Here is a 16,016-nt window from a genome sequence, read left to right as displayed (position 1 = left end):
CCGCGGCCCTACCGACGGTGCTCCCGGCGGTGTCACCCGCGGTCTCACCAGTCGGACTCGGCGATGACGGGGAGCCCGGCCTCGAGCATCCGCGCGACCACCAGGTCGGCCAACTCCTCGTTGCAGATCGGCCAGAGCATCGGACGGTCGCCGGTCCGTACGGGCAGGTAGCATCCCTCGCCGACCTCCCACAGGGCGTAACTGTCGCGCTGCGTCGTCCACATGGGCTCGTAGCTGCTGAGATCGAACTCGGACACCGGGTACACCTCCACCGCGAAACCACCCGCTGCGGCCCGCTCGCCGCCTTCCCCTTTCCACACCGGTGCCGGACAGCCCCCCGGCCGGCACGGAATCCGACCTCGGCCTGCCCGACGCCCCGCCGGCCGGGCTCGTGGCTACGCCACCTGCAGGCAGTCGCGCCCGGACGTCCCGGCGCTCGACAGGTACGTCCCGGCGGCCCCGCCCCCGGCGACGCTCAGCAACTCCATCCCGTGCCGGCCGCCGGGACCGTAGCCCAGCTCGGTGAGCCTGCGGCACAGCTCCGAGGCCTGCGCGTGGTCGGCGCCCGCCACCGCACTCACCATCAGCGAGCGCCGGGGCAGGCCGGACGGCGAGGGCTGCACCAGCACCGTGCCGTGGGCCACGCCCGGCAGGCAGCGGACCTCTTCCGGAACGTCCTCCCGCACCGCACCGGCCGCCGTCTCGGCAGCCGGCTCCTCCGAAGCACCCGGCGAGGCCGACGCCGCACACGAGGGCCGCGCCCCGGCAGGGGCCGGCGCCTGCGGGGCCCTCCGCCCGGCGTCCGCCGCCTCCCCGTCCGCCCGGCACCCCGTCACCGCCACCAGCCCGGCAGCCGCCACGGCCGCCCACGCCAGTCCCCGCACGCGCATTCCCCGCCCCCGAGCCCGCTCGAACCAGCGATGATCATATCGACGCCGGCGAGGTGCCCTCAGAACCGCACTCCGCACCCGGCGGCCCGAGCCACCGCGAACGCCGCCCACCCGGCCCGCTCCCCTTCACCGCTGTCTCGCCACCGCCGACCGCACCCGGGCCGCCCGCCGACGGATCAACACACGGCCGCACCAGCAGATCGCCACCACCAGCAGCACCGCGGCAGCCACCCGCCCCCGCACGCCCACCCACCCGAGCAGCAGCCGCACCGCGCCACCGATCACGCCCTTCACCAGCAGGGCCAACAGCTTCTCCATGCGCGCACCCTAGCCACCCATGCTGCCCGCCGACCCACCCCCCTGCCCCGGGGACGGGTGCCGCAGCGCCGAAAAAACGCCCCTCGGGCCGACGGATGCGATCCGTCGACCCGAGGGGCGTCGCGCTGTCCCGACCTGCGGTTACAGCACCTGGAGGTTCTTGCGGAGCTCGAACGGGGTGACCTCGGAGCGGTACTCCTCCCACTCCTGGCGCTTGTTGCGCAGGAACTGACGATGCCCCATGCCAACCTGCGACCCTGCCAGCCAACCAGCTCCGCCCTGCTTCGGAGCCGTCGACACCTATCGGCGGTGGTCGGCTTGGGCCAGCCTGCCACGGCCCACAGACGGCCCAGGATCGGGCCTCTGCTTTATAAGGCTTGACGTACGACCCCCGGGCTGAGCTGCGCGCTCCCCGGCCACCGCACCGCCGGCACCCACAACTCACCGCCACGTACCGCCCGATCTGGCACGCCTATGGCACGGCCATATCGTCCGACCTGTTCCTACTTGTACGGCCACATGGACTAACCAACTAGGCATATCTACACACCTTCAGGATGTCCTAGTTTGGCGACATCTGTGAGCCGTAGTGCGCAACAGCCAGCCCGAGAGGCATCCACATGAATGGACAGGCGGTGGCAAACGTCGCGGCATTTGCCGCCCTAGGGCTCAGCTTGACCACCTGGTTCGCTACGCAGCGCCGCCAACGGCGAGACCTCTTCTTGTCGCTCCATGAACGACTAACTTCTCGGGAATTACAGACTGGACGTCGAATCATCTGGGATAAGATCCGGAAGCCGGATGACGCAAATAATCTGGAAAGATCAAGTCCCGAAGAGTTTCGTCAGGCCGTGATTGCTCTGGGAATGTTCGACATCTTGGGTCTATATGTAGAGAAAGGCTACGTGGACAGGAAAATTGTCATGCAGGAATGGGGGTCAATGCTTGCCCGCACCTATTGGCATGGGAGGCATATGATTACAGATCGTGAACCAACCGCCGGGTGGCGACAGTGGCCGCACTTCGAGCGCCTGGGCCAGGAGGCCCTAAATTGGCACAACCAATCGGGTCGGAGCACAACCATCTGGGGCTGACTCCGCAATATTTAGATTCCCGATCGGGTGGAGCCGCCCGCATCCAGCCACGATGGGTTCTAATCTCGGCACCCTCCCGGCCGCACCTCGCGTGCGCGGTCGGCCGCCGAAGTCAGGCAGAGACGGGAGCGACGGCGAGCGGCCTGGGACGCGCGCTGGCGCGCCGCGAGTGCCCTTGATGAAGTAGCGGACTCGTAACGACTTCCTCGCTGCCAGCCAGGCAGTGCCCGCGTGCACGTGGGTGGGGGTCAGCGACTCGACAGCCAGGCCCCCGACCGGAGCCTCCAGCGCAGTGTTACCGATCCTGGCACGCCTGTTCTCCAGGACGGCAACCCTCTTGGCTGCCGGGCTCCCTGTCACTGCGGTGTCACACAGGCCCTGGAGGCAGCACGAAGTCGATCTATTCCTCGCCCCCAATATCCCCAATTGTATGCCCCCTCTGCGCAAAAGCTCCACGTTGATATTTAACCTTGCATGACTTATATCCATCATGAAACATGACCACTGCCCGAATATTGCCCCAGTTGGGAAAGTGGGCCACTCTGTAGATTTTCTTTGGGCGAACCCTCGCAGTTCTACCTCGCCTAACTTTCGGCCAGAATGTCTCGCGCGAAGCAAGAATTAAGCAGTTTTCCACAGGCCATGTGGTGGCGAACGTCTCGGAGCCTGGCCCCGGAATAGAGAGGGGCCTGTCCAGCGCCTGCCACAGCCCATTTGCCATTCCATCCGGGTACGAGGACAAGTGGTAAACATCTTTCGACCGACGCAGAATCTTCAAAAGCCTCGGCCGCCCACGCGTCGCCAGTCCTACGTGAGTGATCTCGGCAGGAATCCTACCCTTGTTGACAACTCTTATATGGATCGAGTTCTGATCGTCGAACTGGCAGCTCATTTTGACCCTTGGGCCACTACGGAAGAACACCCACCATGTCGCGACCACCAGCAGAAGCGTGGCCGCCCCGGTAGTCCCGGAGGATACGGCGACGACCAGATCCGTACCACTGCTGCCGCCTTCCGACCAGAGCATGCCTAGCCGTCACAGATTATGCAGGAACAGTCAATCCAATCATTCTCGCCCGTCCCACCACTCGATAAGCATGGATGTGCAGGCCTTGAATTAAAGCACTTCAACCTTCGGTCGGGGGTTAACACGGGATAGCAATGCCTATTATCCGAGTAGACTCCCCGAATCTCCTTCCAAGCCCCCTCGCCACCGCTATACAGATCTGCCCGAACCGCCCTAAGGGTCAAGTTATTTCGAGGGCGAGGCAATGGCGCATACATCATGACGCTACTGCCGGGGAGAGAATCATTAGGGTAGATTGCGACGCGGTAATCATTCGGTATTTGCATAGCCTCCATCCACTTTGAGGGCATTTTTGCAGGATGACTCGCGGCACCCTCCAGGGTAAAATTAAACGCCTTGCGGGGGACTAAGATCAATTTGGCCGCGTCAAGCAATTTCACATCCGCTTCCTCAAATCCAGCCGGCGGGGCGGGCCACGGCTCTTTAAGGTTGACTCGAATATCGAGCCTTCTGAGCATCTCACGCATCGTCAGCCTGCGAGAGCCCACCGGGTCATCAAATGCAACAATCGATATGCCAGTCCTGCGAAATATATTCGTGGATTCAGCCATGCCAGCCTCCCTCCTGTCCCAGGATCGCATCCAACGAGCCGGGTGCAACCTGGGCCACCGAGCACTGTCGGCCCCAATCCTGCGATGAGTGTGCGAGCCAGCAACTAGGAGGCGAAGCGGTTTTGGCCGGTGTCCTGTCTGGTCTGGGGTCGGGCATGATCGGGGGACCGCAAGCTCGCCGGCGATCTCGGGCAGGCTTTGGGCCTGCCCGCAATGTGGCCGACTGCCCCGGCCTTGCTCGACGCGGGTCGCGGTCCGGGAGACGTGGGTAAACCGCATAGCCGCCCGCCCCCTAAGAGGTCATCTCATTTGGGTGCGTGAGTAGACTCCGGGCGTGCTGATCGTGGAGCGTCTGGTGCCGGACGAGTTGTGGGAACTGTTCCAGTTGGTGGTGCCGGAGGCACCAACACGTCCGCAGGGTGGTGGTCGGCGTCGCCACGGGGACCGTGAGGTGCTGGCGGCGATCGTGTTCGTCGCGACCTCCGGCTGCACCTGGGCCCAACTGCCGCCGTGCTTCGGTCCGTCCGGGCCGACCGCTCATCGCCGCTTCACCGAGTGGAGCAAGGCTCGGGTATGGGCGAAGCTCCACCGGGTCGTCCTGGACGAGCTGGGCTCGCGGGGCGAGCTGGACTGGTCGAGGTGCGCAGTCGACTCGGTGAACATGCGAGCCCTGAAAAGGGGGAGCTGACGGGTCCGAATCCTGTGGATCGGGGCAAGTACGGGTCGAAGATCCACCTGCTCACCGAACGTACCGGTTTACCCCTGTCGCTCGCGATCTCCGGGGCCAACGTCCACGACAGCCAGGCCCTGATCCCGCTGACCGACGCCATCCCGCCGATCCGCTCGCGGCGCGGCCCGCGGCGACGCAGGCCCGGAAAGCTGCACGGCGACAAAGCCTACGACCACCGGTTCATCCGCTCCTACCTATGCAGACGGCAGATCCCGGCCCGCATCGCCCGCCGAGGCGTCGACTCCTCCACCCGGCTCGGCCGGCACAGATGGGTCATCGAGCGGACAGTGGCCTGGCTCGGCGGCTTCCGTCGGCTCCACCGCCGGTACGAACGCAAGGGCGAACACTTCGCCGCCTTCGCCAGCATCGCCGCAGCGCTCATCTGCCATCGCCGACTGTCCAAATGAGATGACTTCTAAGCCACCGTGCTGCCCCGTCCTGGCGGTCGCGCCGGGAGCGGGCGTCAGCCCGCAGATCCGGCGTCGGCCGCCTCGGGCGGAGCAGCACGGTGGCTGTCACTGCGTTGTCACTGGCATCCTCGCAGGTCAGCCTCCTTACAGTGACAGAGTGACAGGTGTGACACTCGGCCGGTACACACAGGTGTCACCGCCAGCGGTTAGAAGACTCAAACTGTGGTCAGCCAAGAGGCCCCGTCTGTCACCAGGCGGGGCCTCTGTCGTTTCAGCCCCCATTGTGGGGCGGCTATATCTACGGCTGCCTTACCCCACTCAGGGCGGTCAGGTGATCAAGGTAGGCCTGCGTGCCCGGCTCGCCTCCATATTCCTTGCTGACCACGCTCGCGAGTTCTCGGCTGACAGCCAAGAGAGACGGAAGCGACTGCCGTTCACCCCTCAGACCGCGTTTGAGATCTAGGTGTATGGCAGTCGTCAGGCCAGCAGTCGGATGCCCGGGGCCTGGGTATCGATGGCTAGGGTCTTCACGCAGTGGGCACAGGCCGTGTTCACCGGGCGAACCATGTTGCTCTGGAGGCTGAAGGAGCCTGTCTCTTGCGATTGGGGACAACGATATCCCACGTACAGACGGACCCACGGGGCGCTTGTGGGCGCAGTCGCCAGCCGGTTCCGCTTGGTGTCGCGGAACGGCGCCCACCAGTAGTCGACGACGGACCGGAGTATCAGCCGGTCTTGTCCCTGAGTGATGTCGAAGCTGGCGATGCGGGCCGCAGCTGGGTGTTCCGATTCCTGGTCCCCTGTGCAGACCGCCCTTTCCTCACCGAACTCGAAGTGGGTGGTACGTCCGGTGCGCTCGCAGATGAAGCAGTCCAGGCTCAGTTGGAGCTTCTTCTGCCAATGAAGGTTGTGGAACTGTTCGCTCCGGAGCGGGTCGAGCAGCTCAGCAGTGATCTCAACGGTTCGCAGCACCGTGTGATCATCCCAGACGGGTGGAACATGCCGACCGTCACGGGGTGAGGTAACGCAAGGGTGTTCGGCCGGAACGAACCACCGGACCTTTCCGGGTTAGACGGCGGACCATGATGCCGATCATCGCCCAGCGGATCATCGTTTCGGAGCGAGCCGGGCTGGCCTCGTAGTCCCGGGCGAGACGGCGGTGGGCGGTGAGCCAGGAGAAGGTGCGCTCGATGGCCCACCGCTTGGGCTGGACCTGGAAGCCACGCTGGTCGGGAGCCTTACGGACGATGTCCAGCTCGCGGCCGAGGATCCGAGCGGTCCAATCGACCAGGCGGCCGGCGAAGCCCTGGTCGGCCCAAAATTTCTGGATCCGTGGGTGGTCGAGGCGGGCCCACAGCAGTGGGCGGCGGGCACCGTCCCGGTCCTGGATGCTCGCCGCCACAACGTGGACCGCAACGAGCAGGCCGAGGGTGTCGGTGACCAGGAAGCGCTTGCGGCCCTTGATCTTCTTGCCAGCGTCGAAGCCCCTAGTAGCGGCAGGCACGGTGTCGGCGGTGCGGACGGATTGCGAGTCGATCAGCCCGGCGCTCGGCTCGGCGTTTCGCCCGTCGGCCTCGCGTACCTGTCCGCGCAGGGCGTCGTGGACGCGCTCGACGGTGCCGTCGTCGTGCCACCAGGTGAAGTACCAGTACACGGTCGGCCGGGGCGGGAAGTCCTTCGGCAGCTGCCGCCAGGCACAACCGGTCCGCACCACGTAGAAGATCGCGTTCACGATCCGCCGCCGCGGGTGCTTCTCCCGTCGACCGCCCTTCGGACCCACTCGCGCCGGCGGCAACAACGGCTCCACCAGCGCCCACTGCTCGTCCGTCAGGTCCGACGGATACCCACCCCCAGAACCACTCACACAAAGCTCAACGACCCCGCCAGCCCCACGGCACGGCAGATCTCAAACGCGGTCTCACAGATCCTCTCACCCCAACGGCGCACCCAAAGATGCATGCAAACTAAATAAAGAATATCCTCCCAGCAAGAATATTTAAAGCTCACAACAGGGGTCAATGGGGATGTCAAAATCAAAGACAGGGGATCTAGTTAAGGAGATTCTTCAATATATAGCCGCCGGCATCGCAATCGCCATAGCAGTCGCGGCAATTTCCCTCCTTTTCAACCATTCAGAAGCGCCAAATTACTCCCCGTCATACCCCACTGAGGCCCCCTCAATATCAAATCAAGTTACGCTGCAGTCGGCAATCGTCGAAGATCGAAATAGCCTATTTAATGGAATTCTCCTCTATGCGCCACTAGATCCAGTCAAGGTAGGGACCGACGAAGAGCTCAAAGTTACCCTAATCGCAACCGGCAACAACCCGGTAGCGAGGTTTCCGGACAGCCTGATCGTAGGCAGCCGGGAGCTAAAAGTTGGCGGGACAGAAGAGGCGATATTGTCAACGCGAGACAAGATTGACATCCCGCCAATCGGCCCCACCAAGGGCCTAATAGGACAGCCGGGCGATAGGGTCGAGTGGAGATGGACCATCACCCCTCGGGAGGCCGGGAATTCCATTCTCAACCTCACCATCGTCACCTACCAGGGATCTACCAGCAACCCCCTATTTGCGACAAATCCACCGATCGAAATTAAAATTACCGCAAAGAATACCTGGAAGAATCGGCTAGCCGAATTGAAGGGCTGGGTGATCGGTGCATCCACAGTGATAGCGGCAATCGCAACGATCCTAGCTTTCTTTCGCGAGCCAATTTTTGGAAGACTCGCGAGGCGCAGAAGAGGTGTGGACCCCGGAGAAGATTCAAACGGAAACCAATCTACGGAGAGGTAGATGAAACTCGCCATGGCGCCATATTCGATGAATCTCCGCCACCAAATAGGCCTCTTCCATTCCAGGCCTAAAGAGTCAATGACCGATGCCTCTAGGCGCATCCCTCAGCGACACGTGATGCCACTCGCTCGACTGGATCCTCCATAGAATGTCAGGGGTTGATCGAGTGCGAAATAGGGCTCCCCAGGAAGGGGCGACGTCAATACGTACATCTTGAGGCCCCAGACGCGACCCCTCTCCGAAAACGGTTCCGGGCGTCGCGTGAGGACGGCGTGCACGCGCTGCGGCACTTCAACGCCTCGGTGCTGCTCGACTCCGGCGAGAGCGTCAAGGCGCTCAGCGGGTACCTCGGGCACACCGACCCGGGTTCACGCTCCTGGTCTACCCGCACCCGATGCCGAGCAGCGACGGCCGCACCCGCCGGGCCGTCGACGCGCTCTACGACGCCCTCGGATGGTCCGCCGCTCCGCAACCCCACGGCCCAGAGACGGCCCAGGAGGGACAAAACCCCTGAAAACGCCCCTCGGGCCGGCGGATCGCATCCACCGGCCCGAGGGGCTTCTTGCGTTTTATACTCGCTCTGACCTGCGGTTACAGCACCTGCAGGTTCTTCCGCAGCTCGAACGGGGTGACCTCGGAGCGGTACTCCTCCCACTCCTGGCGCTTGTTGCGCAGGAAGAAGTCGAAGACGTGCTCGCCCAGGGTCTCGGCGACGAGTTCGCTGCGCTGCATCAGGTCGATGGCCTCGCCGAGGTTCTGCGGCATGGGCTGGATGCCCAGCGCACGGCGCTCCGCGTCGGAGAGGGCCCACACGTCGTCGTCGGCGCCGGCCGGGAGTTCGTAGCCCTCCTCGATGCCCTTGAGGCCGGCGGCGAGGGTGACGGCGTAGGCGAGGTAGGGGTTGCAGCCGGTGTCGAGGGAGCGGACCTCGACCCGGGTGGAGCCCTGCTTGCCGGGCTTGTACATCGGGACGCGGATCAGCGCGGAGCGGTTGTTGTGGCCCCAGCAGATGTACGAGGGGGCCTCGCCGCCGGCGCCGGCGGTGCGCTGCGAGCCGCCCCAGATGCGCTTGTAGGAGTTGACCCATTGGTTGGTGACGGCGGCGGTCTCGGCGGCGTGCTTGAGCAGGCCGGCGATGAAGGAGCGGCCGACCTTGGAGAGCTGGTACTCGGCGCCGGACTCGTGGAAGGCGTTGCGGTCGCCCTCGAAGAGGGAGACGTGGGTGTGCATGCCGGAGCCGGGGTGGTCGGAGAACGGCTTGGGCATGAAGCTGGCGTGCACGCCCTGCTCCAGCGCGACCTCCTTCATGACCAGGCGGAAGGTCATGATGTTGTCGGCGGTGGAGAGTGCGTCCGCGTACCGGAGGTCGATCTCCTGCTGGCCGGGGGCGCCCTCGTGGTGGGAGAACTCCACCGAGATGCCCATCGACTCCAGCATGGTGATGGCCTGTCGGCGGAAGTCGTGGCCGACGCCGCGCGGGGTGTGGTCGAAGTAGCCGGACTGGTCGGCGGGGATCGGCGCGGTGCCGTCGCCGGGGAGGTTCTTCAGCAGGAAGAACTCGATCTCCGGGTGGGTGTAGAAGGTGAAGCCCAGGCTGGAGGCCTTCTCCAGGGTGCGCTTGAGCACGTACCGCGGGTCGGCGAAGGACGGGGAGCCGTCCGGCATGAGGATGTCGCAGAACATGCGCGCGGTGCCCGGGGTCTCGGAGCGCCACGGCAGTATCTGGAAGGTGGTCGGGTCCGGCTTGGCGATCATGTCGGACTCGTAGACCCGGGCGAAGCCCTCGATCGCCGAGCCGTCGAAGCCGATGCCCTCCTCGAAGGCCTGCTCCAGCTCGGCGGGCGCGACTGCGACCGACTTCAGGAACCCGAGGACGTCGGTGAACCACAGCCGGACAAAACGGATGTCACGCTCCTCGAGCGTGCGAAGCACGAACTCCTGCTGCTTGCCCATGGGGACAGTCTCACCTCTGCTCTTTACGTCCGTGTTACGCCCGGCGGCGGCGGGCGGTGGCCGGAGCGGCGCTTGGTCCCGCGACCGATCCCATCATGGCGGATCATCGCCGGGCGTCCACCCCTGGGTGGCCGCTGACCACAGGGTGGACGGCGGACCCGAGGGGCACCCCCCGCGACATAACGTCAGTTAGACGATTACACTCGTGGCCATGCCGAATCTGCGTCTCGCCCTGTGCCAGAACGACCCCTGGGTCGGCGACATCGCCCGCAACAGCGACGAGGTGGTGCGCTGGACCCGGCAGGCCGCCGACGCGGGCGCCCAGCTGGTCGCCTTCCCCGAGATGGCCCTGACCGGGTACCCGGTCGAGGACCTCGCCCTGCGCGGCTCCTTCGTGGAGGCCTCGCGCTCCGCCCTGGTGGAGCTCGCCGCCCGTCTGCGGGACGAGGGCCTGGGCGAGGTGCCGGTGGTGGTCGGCTACCTGGGCCGCTCCGACCACGACTCGCCGCGCCTGCACCGCCCGGCCGGCTCCCCGCAGAACTGCGCCGCGGTGCTGCACCGCGGCGAGGTGGTCACCCGCTTCGCCAAGCACTACCTGCCCAACTACGGCGTCTTCGACGAGTACCGCTACTTCGTCCCCGGCGACCACCTGGTGGTGCTGACCCTGCACGGCGTCGACGTCGCGCTGGCGATCTGCGAGGACATCTGGCAGGACGGCGGCCGCGCCACCGCCGCGGGCGAGGTCGGGGCCGGCCTGCTGCTGGTGGTCAACGGCTCGCCGTACGAGCGGAACAAGGACGACGTCCGCCTGGACCTGGTGCAGCGGCGGGCCGCCGAGGCGGGCTGCACCCTCGCCTACCTGAACATGGTCGGCGGCCAGGACGAGCTGGTCTTCGACGGCGACTCGGTGGTGGTCTCGAAGGACGGCGAGGTACTCGCCCGGGCCCCGCAGTTCGAGGAGCGGCTGCTGCTCACCGACCTGGAGCTGCCGGCCGCCTCCGCCGAGCACACCGACGGGCTGATCCTCACCGACGGCCTGCACCTGGTGCGGGTGGACCTGGGCGGCGGGCCGCTGCCGGCCCCGGCCGAGCCGGTCGCCGCCGAGATCGCGCCGCGCCTGGACGACGAGGCGGAGATCTACGCCGCGCTGGTCGAGGGCACCCGGGCGTACGTGCGCAAGAACGGCTTCAAGTCGGTGCTGATCGGTCTCTCCGGCGGCATCGACTCGGCGCTGGTCGCCGCGATCGCGGTCGACGCGGTCGGCGCGGAGAACGTGCACTGCATCTCGATGCCGAGCCGGTACTCCTCGGAGCACTCCAAGGACGACGCGGCCGAGCTGGCCCGCCGCACCGGCCTCAACTTCCGCACCGTGCCGATCGCCCCGATGTTCGACGCCTACATGGGTTCGCTGGGCCTGACCGGCCTGGCCGAGGAGAACCTGCAGTCCCGGCTGCGCGGCACGCTGCTGATGGCGGTCTCCAACCAGGAGGGCCACATCGTCCTCGCGCCGGGCAACAAGAGCGAGCTGGCGGTCGGCTACTCGACCCTGTACGGCGACTCGGTGGGCGCGTACGGGCCCATCAAGGACGTCTACAAGTCGCTGATCTTCCGGCTGGCGAGGTGGCGCAACGAGGCCGCCGAGGCCCGCGGCGAGGTGCCTCCGATCCCGGAGAACACCATCAGCAAGCCGCCGTCCGCGGAGCTGCGGCCGGACCAGGTCGACACCGACTCGCTGCCCGACTACGACCTGCTGGACACCGTGCTCGACCTGTACGTCGAGGGCGACCTCGGCCGGGACGCGATCGTCGCCAAGGGCTTCGCGCCCGAGGTGGTGGACCGGGTCGTCCGGCTGGTCGACACCGCCGAGTACAAGCGCCGGCAGTACCCGCCGGGCCCGAAGATCTCGGCCAAGGGCTTCGGCCGGGACCGCCGCCTGCCGATCACCAACCGGTGGCGCCGCGGCTGACGACCGGGGCGCGCCGGGCGGGCGGCTCAGCCGAGCGAGGCCTGCCAGGTCCAGGAGGTGCGCCGCGGCCGGCCGCTCAGGGCGGCCCGCCCGGTGCACCAGAGCAGGACGGCGGCCGGTTCGCCGGGCGGCGCGTCCGGGAAGAGCCGGGCGAGCACCGCGGCGCAGAGCGCGGCCGGCGGGTGCCACTCGGCGCGCAGGCCCCGGGTGATGTCCCAGGTGTGCAGCAGGGTCTCGGCGACGCCCATGGCCGCGAATCCGGACGGGTCGCACGGGCCCCAGTGCCAGGCCCTGGCCTCCGGCCCGCTGACGGCGAGCGCGCCGACCAGCAGCCCGCCCGCGGCCCGGACGACCTGCAGCACCTCGTCCACCGGGGCCTCCCGGCGGACCACCAGGTCGAAGGGCAGGTAGCTCTCGCGGGGCCGGGCGGCGAGCTGGCCGGCGTAGGCGAGCAGGTCGTGCGCGACGTGCACGGCGGTCTCTCGGCACGTCCAGGTCAGCGGCCCGGCCTGGACGGACCAGTCGTCCTCCTCGTGGAGGACCAGCACGTCCAGCGCCGCGGTGAGGGCCCGGTCCACGTCGCGTCCGTCCATGCCAGCCATCGTCGCACGGCACGGCGGAACGCGGACCCCGCGCCGCCGCCGACGACGGCGGCGCGGGCGGCGTCAGTACCGGTAGGTGGCGGTGACCGCGCGGTGGTCGCTGCCGTCGGAGGGCAGCACCCGGGAGTCCGTCGGGGTCAGCTTGCCCTTGCTGAGGATCTGGTCGATCCGGGCCATCGGGAAGGCGGCCGGCCAGGAGAAGCCGAAGCCGTCGCCCGCGGCGCCCTGCGCGGAGCGCATCTGCGAGGTGATCGGTGCCAGGCTGCGGTCGTTCATGGTGCCGTTGAGGTCGCCGAGCAGGATGACCTTCTTCAGCTGCTCTGCCTCGATGGCGTCGCCCAGGGCCTGCGCGCTGTGGTCGCGCCGGCCGGCCGTGAAGCCGCTCTCCGACTTGACCCGAACCGACGGCAGGTGGGCGACGTACACGGCGAGCGGGCCCTGCGGCGTGGTGACCTCGGCTCGGAAGGCGCGGGTCCAACCGATCTTGATGTCGACCTCCCGGACGTCGTCGATCGGGTAGGTGGACCACAGGCCGACGGTGCCCTGCACGACGTGGTGCGGGTACCGGGCGGCCAGCCCTTCGGTGTACACGGCGGCCGCGCTCGGTGCGATCTCCTCCAGCGCGACGATCTCGGCGCCGGAGCCGTTGAGCAGCTTCAGGGTGCCGGCGGTGTCGCTGTTGGCGGCGGCCACGTTGTGGGTGAGCACGGTGAAGTCGCCGCGGCCGCCGCCCTTGTCGGTCAGCAGGCCGCCGAAGAGGTTCAGCCAGACGATCGCCGGCAGCAGCACCGCGGTCAGCGCGGTCGCCGAGCGGCGCCACAGGCCGACCGCGAGCAGCACCGGCACGGCCAGGCCCAGCCAGGGCAGGAAGGTCTCCAGCAGGCTGCCCAGGTTGCCCCAGCGGTTGGGGACGGCCGCGTGGAAGGCCAGCAGCAGTGCGGTGAGAACGGCGAGGCCCGCGGTGACCCAGCCGCGGCGCGGGTCCAGCCAGCGGCGGCCGCCGGCCGGTGGGGCCGGTGCGCCGTCCGCTGCTGCCACTGCCTCGTCCGCCTGCACCATGCGCCCCGCTCCTCCGCACCCGGCGTCTCGTTCCCGCCGGGATGGTCCGTGCCCGTTCCGGCCGCGCCGGGCGGGAGTGTGCGGCAGGTCGGTGGGACCCGCCGCACACTCCCGGTCGTATTCTCGGCTCAGCCTATGACGGCAGGGACGCGCGAGTGCCCCGGAAGGTTGCGGCACGCCCCGGATCAGCGGGAACGCCCTCCGGACGGCTGTGCGCCGACCCCGTTGAGGACGGCGTCGACCATCTGCTCGGCGAGGTCCGGGTCGTCCAGCGGGGCCTCGTCCCAGAGCACGGAGCGCAGCAGGATCGGGCCGATGACGATCTCGCAGACCAGCTCGACGTCGAGGTCCGAACGGAGGACCCCCTCGTCGACGCCGCGGCGGACGATCGCGCGGGCGAGCTCGCGGCGGGGCTTGACCACCTGCTCCTGGTAGGCCTCGCGCAGCTCCGGCCAGGCGTTCATCTGGCTGAGGGCGGACTTGAGCATCCAGCGGGAGCGCTTGGCGAGGCCTCGCTTGCGCATGTAGTCGACCATGCGGACGAGCTCCTCGCGGACGGTGCCGCCGCTCGGCTCGGGCAGCGGTGACTCCAGCCGGGCGACGACCTCGACCAGCAGGGCCTCCTTGTTGGGCCAGCGCCGGTAGATGGTGGCCTTGCCGACGCCCGCGGCGGCCGCGATCCGTTCGATCGACAGCTCCGACAGGCTCTTGCCGGACTCCATCAGGTCCTCGACGGCGGCGAAGATGGCCTGCTCGGCCGCCTCGCTGCGCGGGCGGCCCCGGCGCGGAGCGCAGAGCTCCGCGGCGGGGCCGTCCTCGCCTGCGCCGCATGCCGAGACGGTCGGTTCGGTGTGCATGGCGCCATTCTCTCCTGATGTGCTCGGACCCCGGTGACGTGCTCAGACCCTGGTCGGGCGCGGCTCGCTGTCGGCCGGGGTGCCGTCCGCGACGGGGCCGGCGGCCGGGGCGGCCGGGGCCCTGCCGGGCAGCAGCACCAGGGCGAGCACCACGCCGAGGGCGGTGATGCCGGCGGAGAGGCCGGCGACCACGTGCATGGCGTGCACGAAGGCGTCCTCGGCGGGGGCGACCAGGCCCGGCGTCCGGGTGCGCTCGGCGACGGCCAGGGTGGCCTCCAGGGACTCGCCGGCCTTGTCGCGGATACCGGCGGGGAGCTTGTCCAGGTGGTCGCTCATGCCGTCCCGGTACACGGTGGACAGCACCGCACCGAGCACGGCGACGCCGAGCGAGCCGCCGACCTGGCGGAAGGTGTTGTTGATGGCGGAGCCCGCGCCGGCCTTCTCGCGGGGCAGCGAGCCCATGATGGCGACGGTGACCGGAGGCATGACGTGGGCCATGCCGGCGCCCATCACGAAGCCGATGACGACCAGCACCCAGATCGGCGTGGTGGTGCCGAGCAGCAGGTAGCCGAGGAAGCCGACCACGATCAGGGCCATGCCGCCGGCGCAGGTGGCGCGGACGCCGAAGCGGTCGACGACCAGCCGGGCGCGGGGGGCGAAGGCCATCTGGGCGGCGGCCAGCGGCAGCATCAGCATGCCGGACTGCAGGGCGCTGTAGCCGCGGACGCTCTGGGTGTAGAAGACGCCGAAGAAGGAGACGCCCATCAGTGCGAAGAAGACCACGCCGATGACGACGACCGAGGCGGAGAACACCCGGTTGCGGAACCAGGTGACGTCCAGCGCGGGGTGGGCGGTGCGCCGCTCGAAGAGGACGAAGGCGGCGAGGGCGACCAGGCCGATCAGGATCGGCACCCAGGCGCCGGTGGCGGTGAAGTCGGCGAGTTCGCCGCCCTTGATGATGCCGTAGATCAGCGCGACCAGGCCGATCACGGAGAGCACCACGCCGACCGGGTCGAGCTTGCCGGGCTTGGGGTCGCGCGAGTTCGGCACCAGGATCGACATGGCGACCAGGGCGACGATCACGATCGGCACGTTGACCAGGAAGACCGAACCCCACCAGAAGTGCTCGATCAGCAGGCCGCCGGTGATCGGGCCGATGGCGATGGCGAGGCCGACCGCTCCGGCCCAGATGCCGATCGCCTTCGGCTGCTCCTTGCGGTCGAAGACGTTCATGATGATGGCGAGGGTGGCGGGCATCACGAAGGCGCCGCCGAGGCCCATGACCGCGCGGAAGGCGATGAGCTGGCCGGGGCTGTCGGCGACCGCGGAGAGCAGCGAGCCGAGGCCGAAGACGGCCATGCCGCCGAGCAGGGACCACTTGCGGCCGAGCCGGTCGCCGAGCAGGCCGGCGGTGAAGAGCAGGCCGGCGAAGACCAGGGTGTAGGAGTTGATGGCCCACTCGAGGTCGCTCTGGCTGGCGCCGAGGCCGGTGGGGGCGGGCTGGGCGATCGTCTTCATCGCCACGTTGAGGATCGAGTTGTCGAGGACGACGACGAGCAGGGCGAGGATCAGGGTGCCCAGGATCGCCCAGCGTTGGCGGTGGACTGCTTCGGGTGTGCCCGGTGTGCGCGGAGGCGCGGCGGTGGTCATGGCGTGGTTTCCCCGTCCGTACGAAAAGAGCCTGTGCGGACTTACGAGCCG

At 67.8% G+C, this 16,016-nt stretch carries 13 protein-coding genes and 2 pseudogenes; 4 read left to right on the top strand and 11 right to left on the bottom strand.

The genetic code is table 11. From position 1 onward, the window contains the following. Positions 1-44: 44 nt before the first annotated feature. From KSNIM_RS26795 to KSNIM_RS26780, 4 genes and pseudogenes are all read right to left on the bottom strand, one after another. Positions 45-257, bottom strand: coding sequence for a hypothetical protein (locus KSNIM_RS26795; RefSeq protein WP_263105686.1), 213 nt, complete (start codon positions 255-257; stop codon positions 45-47). Positions 258-395: 138 nt separating this feature from the next. Beyond that, positions 396-686, bottom strand: a complete 291-nt coding sequence (locus tag KSNIM_RS26790) for a hypothetical protein (RefSeq protein ID WP_263105685.1) — start codon at positions 684-686, stop codon at positions 396-398. 330 nt (positions 687-1,016) lie between these two features. Continuing rightward, complete coding sequence (locus KSNIM_RS26785) at positions 1,017-1,208, bottom strand: hypothetical protein (RefSeq protein WP_263105684.1); 192 nt, start codon at positions 1,206-1,208, stop codon at positions 1,017-1,019. A gap of 141 nt (positions 1,209-1,349) precedes the next feature. After that, a pseudogene (locus tag KSNIM_RS26780) lies at positions 1,350-1,436 on the bottom strand (glutamine synthetase); the annotation flags it as partial. A 2,844-nt stretch (positions 1,437-4,280) separates the two neighbouring features. Here KSNIM_RS26780 and KSNIM_RS26775 point away from each other — a divergent pair. Further along, positions 4,281-5,077, top strand: a protein-coding gene (locus tag KSNIM_RS26775) for an IS5 family transposase (protein WP_411543889.1) whose coding sequence is annotated in 2 segments (ribosomal slippage) — positions 4,281-4,626 and positions 4,626-5,077 — 798 coding nt in all. Because the reading frame shifts where the segments join, the coding sequence is not laid out codon by codon here. A gap of 480 nt (positions 5,078-5,557) precedes the next feature. Here KSNIM_RS26775 and KSNIM_RS26770 read toward each other — a convergent pair. Both KSNIM_RS26770 and KSNIM_RS26765 read right to left on the bottom strand, forming a co-directional pair. After that, positions 5,558-6,052: a hypothetical protein gene (locus KSNIM_RS26770; protein WP_263105682.1), complete on the bottom strand. Its 495-nt coding sequence runs from the start codon at positions 6,050-6,052 to the stop codon at positions 5,558-5,560. Positions 6,053-6,089: 37 nt separating this feature from the next. Beyond that, the gene (locus KSNIM_RS26765) at positions 6,090-6,983 is read right to left on the bottom strand and encodes an IS5 family transposase (protein ID WP_263108122.1); all 894 of its coding nucleotides are present in this window, start codon (positions 6,981-6,983) and stop codon (positions 6,090-6,092) included. Between the two features lie 121 nt (positions 6,984-7,104). Here KSNIM_RS26765 and KSNIM_RS26760 point away from each other — a divergent pair, with 121 nt between their 5' ends. Both KSNIM_RS26760 and KSNIM_RS26755 read left to right on the top strand, forming a co-directional pair. Beyond that, entirely contained in the window at positions 7,105-7,878 is a 774-nt protein-coding gene (locus KSNIM_RS26760) for a hypothetical protein (protein WP_263105681.1), read from the top strand. Between the two features lie 245 nt (positions 7,879-8,123). Next, a pseudogene (locus tag KSNIM_RS26755) lies at positions 8,124-8,392 on the top strand (integrase); the annotation flags it as partial. A gap of 77 nt (positions 8,393-8,469) precedes the next feature. Here the strand turns inward: KSNIM_RS26755 and glnA are convergent. Further along, positions 8,470-9,831: a type I glutamate--ammonia ligase gene (gene glnA / locus KSNIM_RS26750; protein ID WP_263105680.1), complete on the bottom strand. Its 1,362-nt coding sequence runs from the start codon at positions 9,829-9,831 to the stop codon at positions 8,470-8,472. Between the two features lie 211 nt (positions 9,832-10,042). Here glnA and KSNIM_RS26745 point away from each other — a divergent pair, with 211 nt between their 5' ends. Then, positions 10,043-11,797, top strand: coding sequence for an NAD+ synthase (locus KSNIM_RS26745; protein ID WP_263105679.1), 1,755 nt, complete (start codon positions 10,043-10,045; stop codon positions 11,795-11,797). A gap of 26 nt (positions 11,798-11,823) precedes the next feature. Here the strand turns inward: KSNIM_RS26745 and KSNIM_RS26740 are convergent, their stop codons facing one another. The 4 genes from KSNIM_RS26740 to KSNIM_RS26725 form a co-directional block, all read right to left on the bottom strand. Next, on the bottom strand, positions 11,824-12,390 hold the full coding sequence (locus tag KSNIM_RS26740; RefSeq protein WP_263105678.1) for a maleylpyruvate isomerase N-terminal domain-containing protein: 567 nt from the start codon (positions 12,388-12,390) through the stop codon (positions 11,824-11,826). Positions 12,391-12,462: 72 nt separating this feature from the next. Continuing rightward, the gene (locus KSNIM_RS26735) at positions 12,463-13,458 is read right to left on the bottom strand and encodes an endonuclease/exonuclease/phosphatase family protein (RefSeq protein WP_263105677.1); all 996 of its coding nucleotides are present in this window, start codon (positions 13,456-13,458) and stop codon (positions 12,463-12,465) included. A gap of 185 nt (positions 13,459-13,643) precedes the next feature. After that, on the bottom strand, positions 13,644-14,315 hold the full coding sequence (locus tag KSNIM_RS26730) for a TetR/AcrR family transcriptional regulator (RefSeq protein WP_263105676.1): 672 nt from the start codon (positions 14,313-14,315) through the stop codon (positions 13,644-13,646). Positions 14,316-14,357: 42 nt separating this feature from the next. After that, a complete protein-coding gene (locus KSNIM_RS26725) occupies positions 14,358-15,965 on the bottom strand; it encodes an MFS transporter (RefSeq protein ID WP_263105675.1) in 1,608 nt (535 codons plus the stop codon). Between the last annotated feature and the right edge of the window lie 51 nt (positions 15,966-16,016).

This window comes from Kitasatospora sp. DSM 101779 (assembly GCF_025655475.1).
Taxonomy (GTDB): domain Bacteria; phylum Actinomycetota; class Actinomycetes; order Streptomycetales; family Streptomycetaceae; genus Kitasatospora.
Note: the sequence above shows the minus strand (reverse complement) of the source record. Positions and strands in the feature narration are given on the sequence as shown.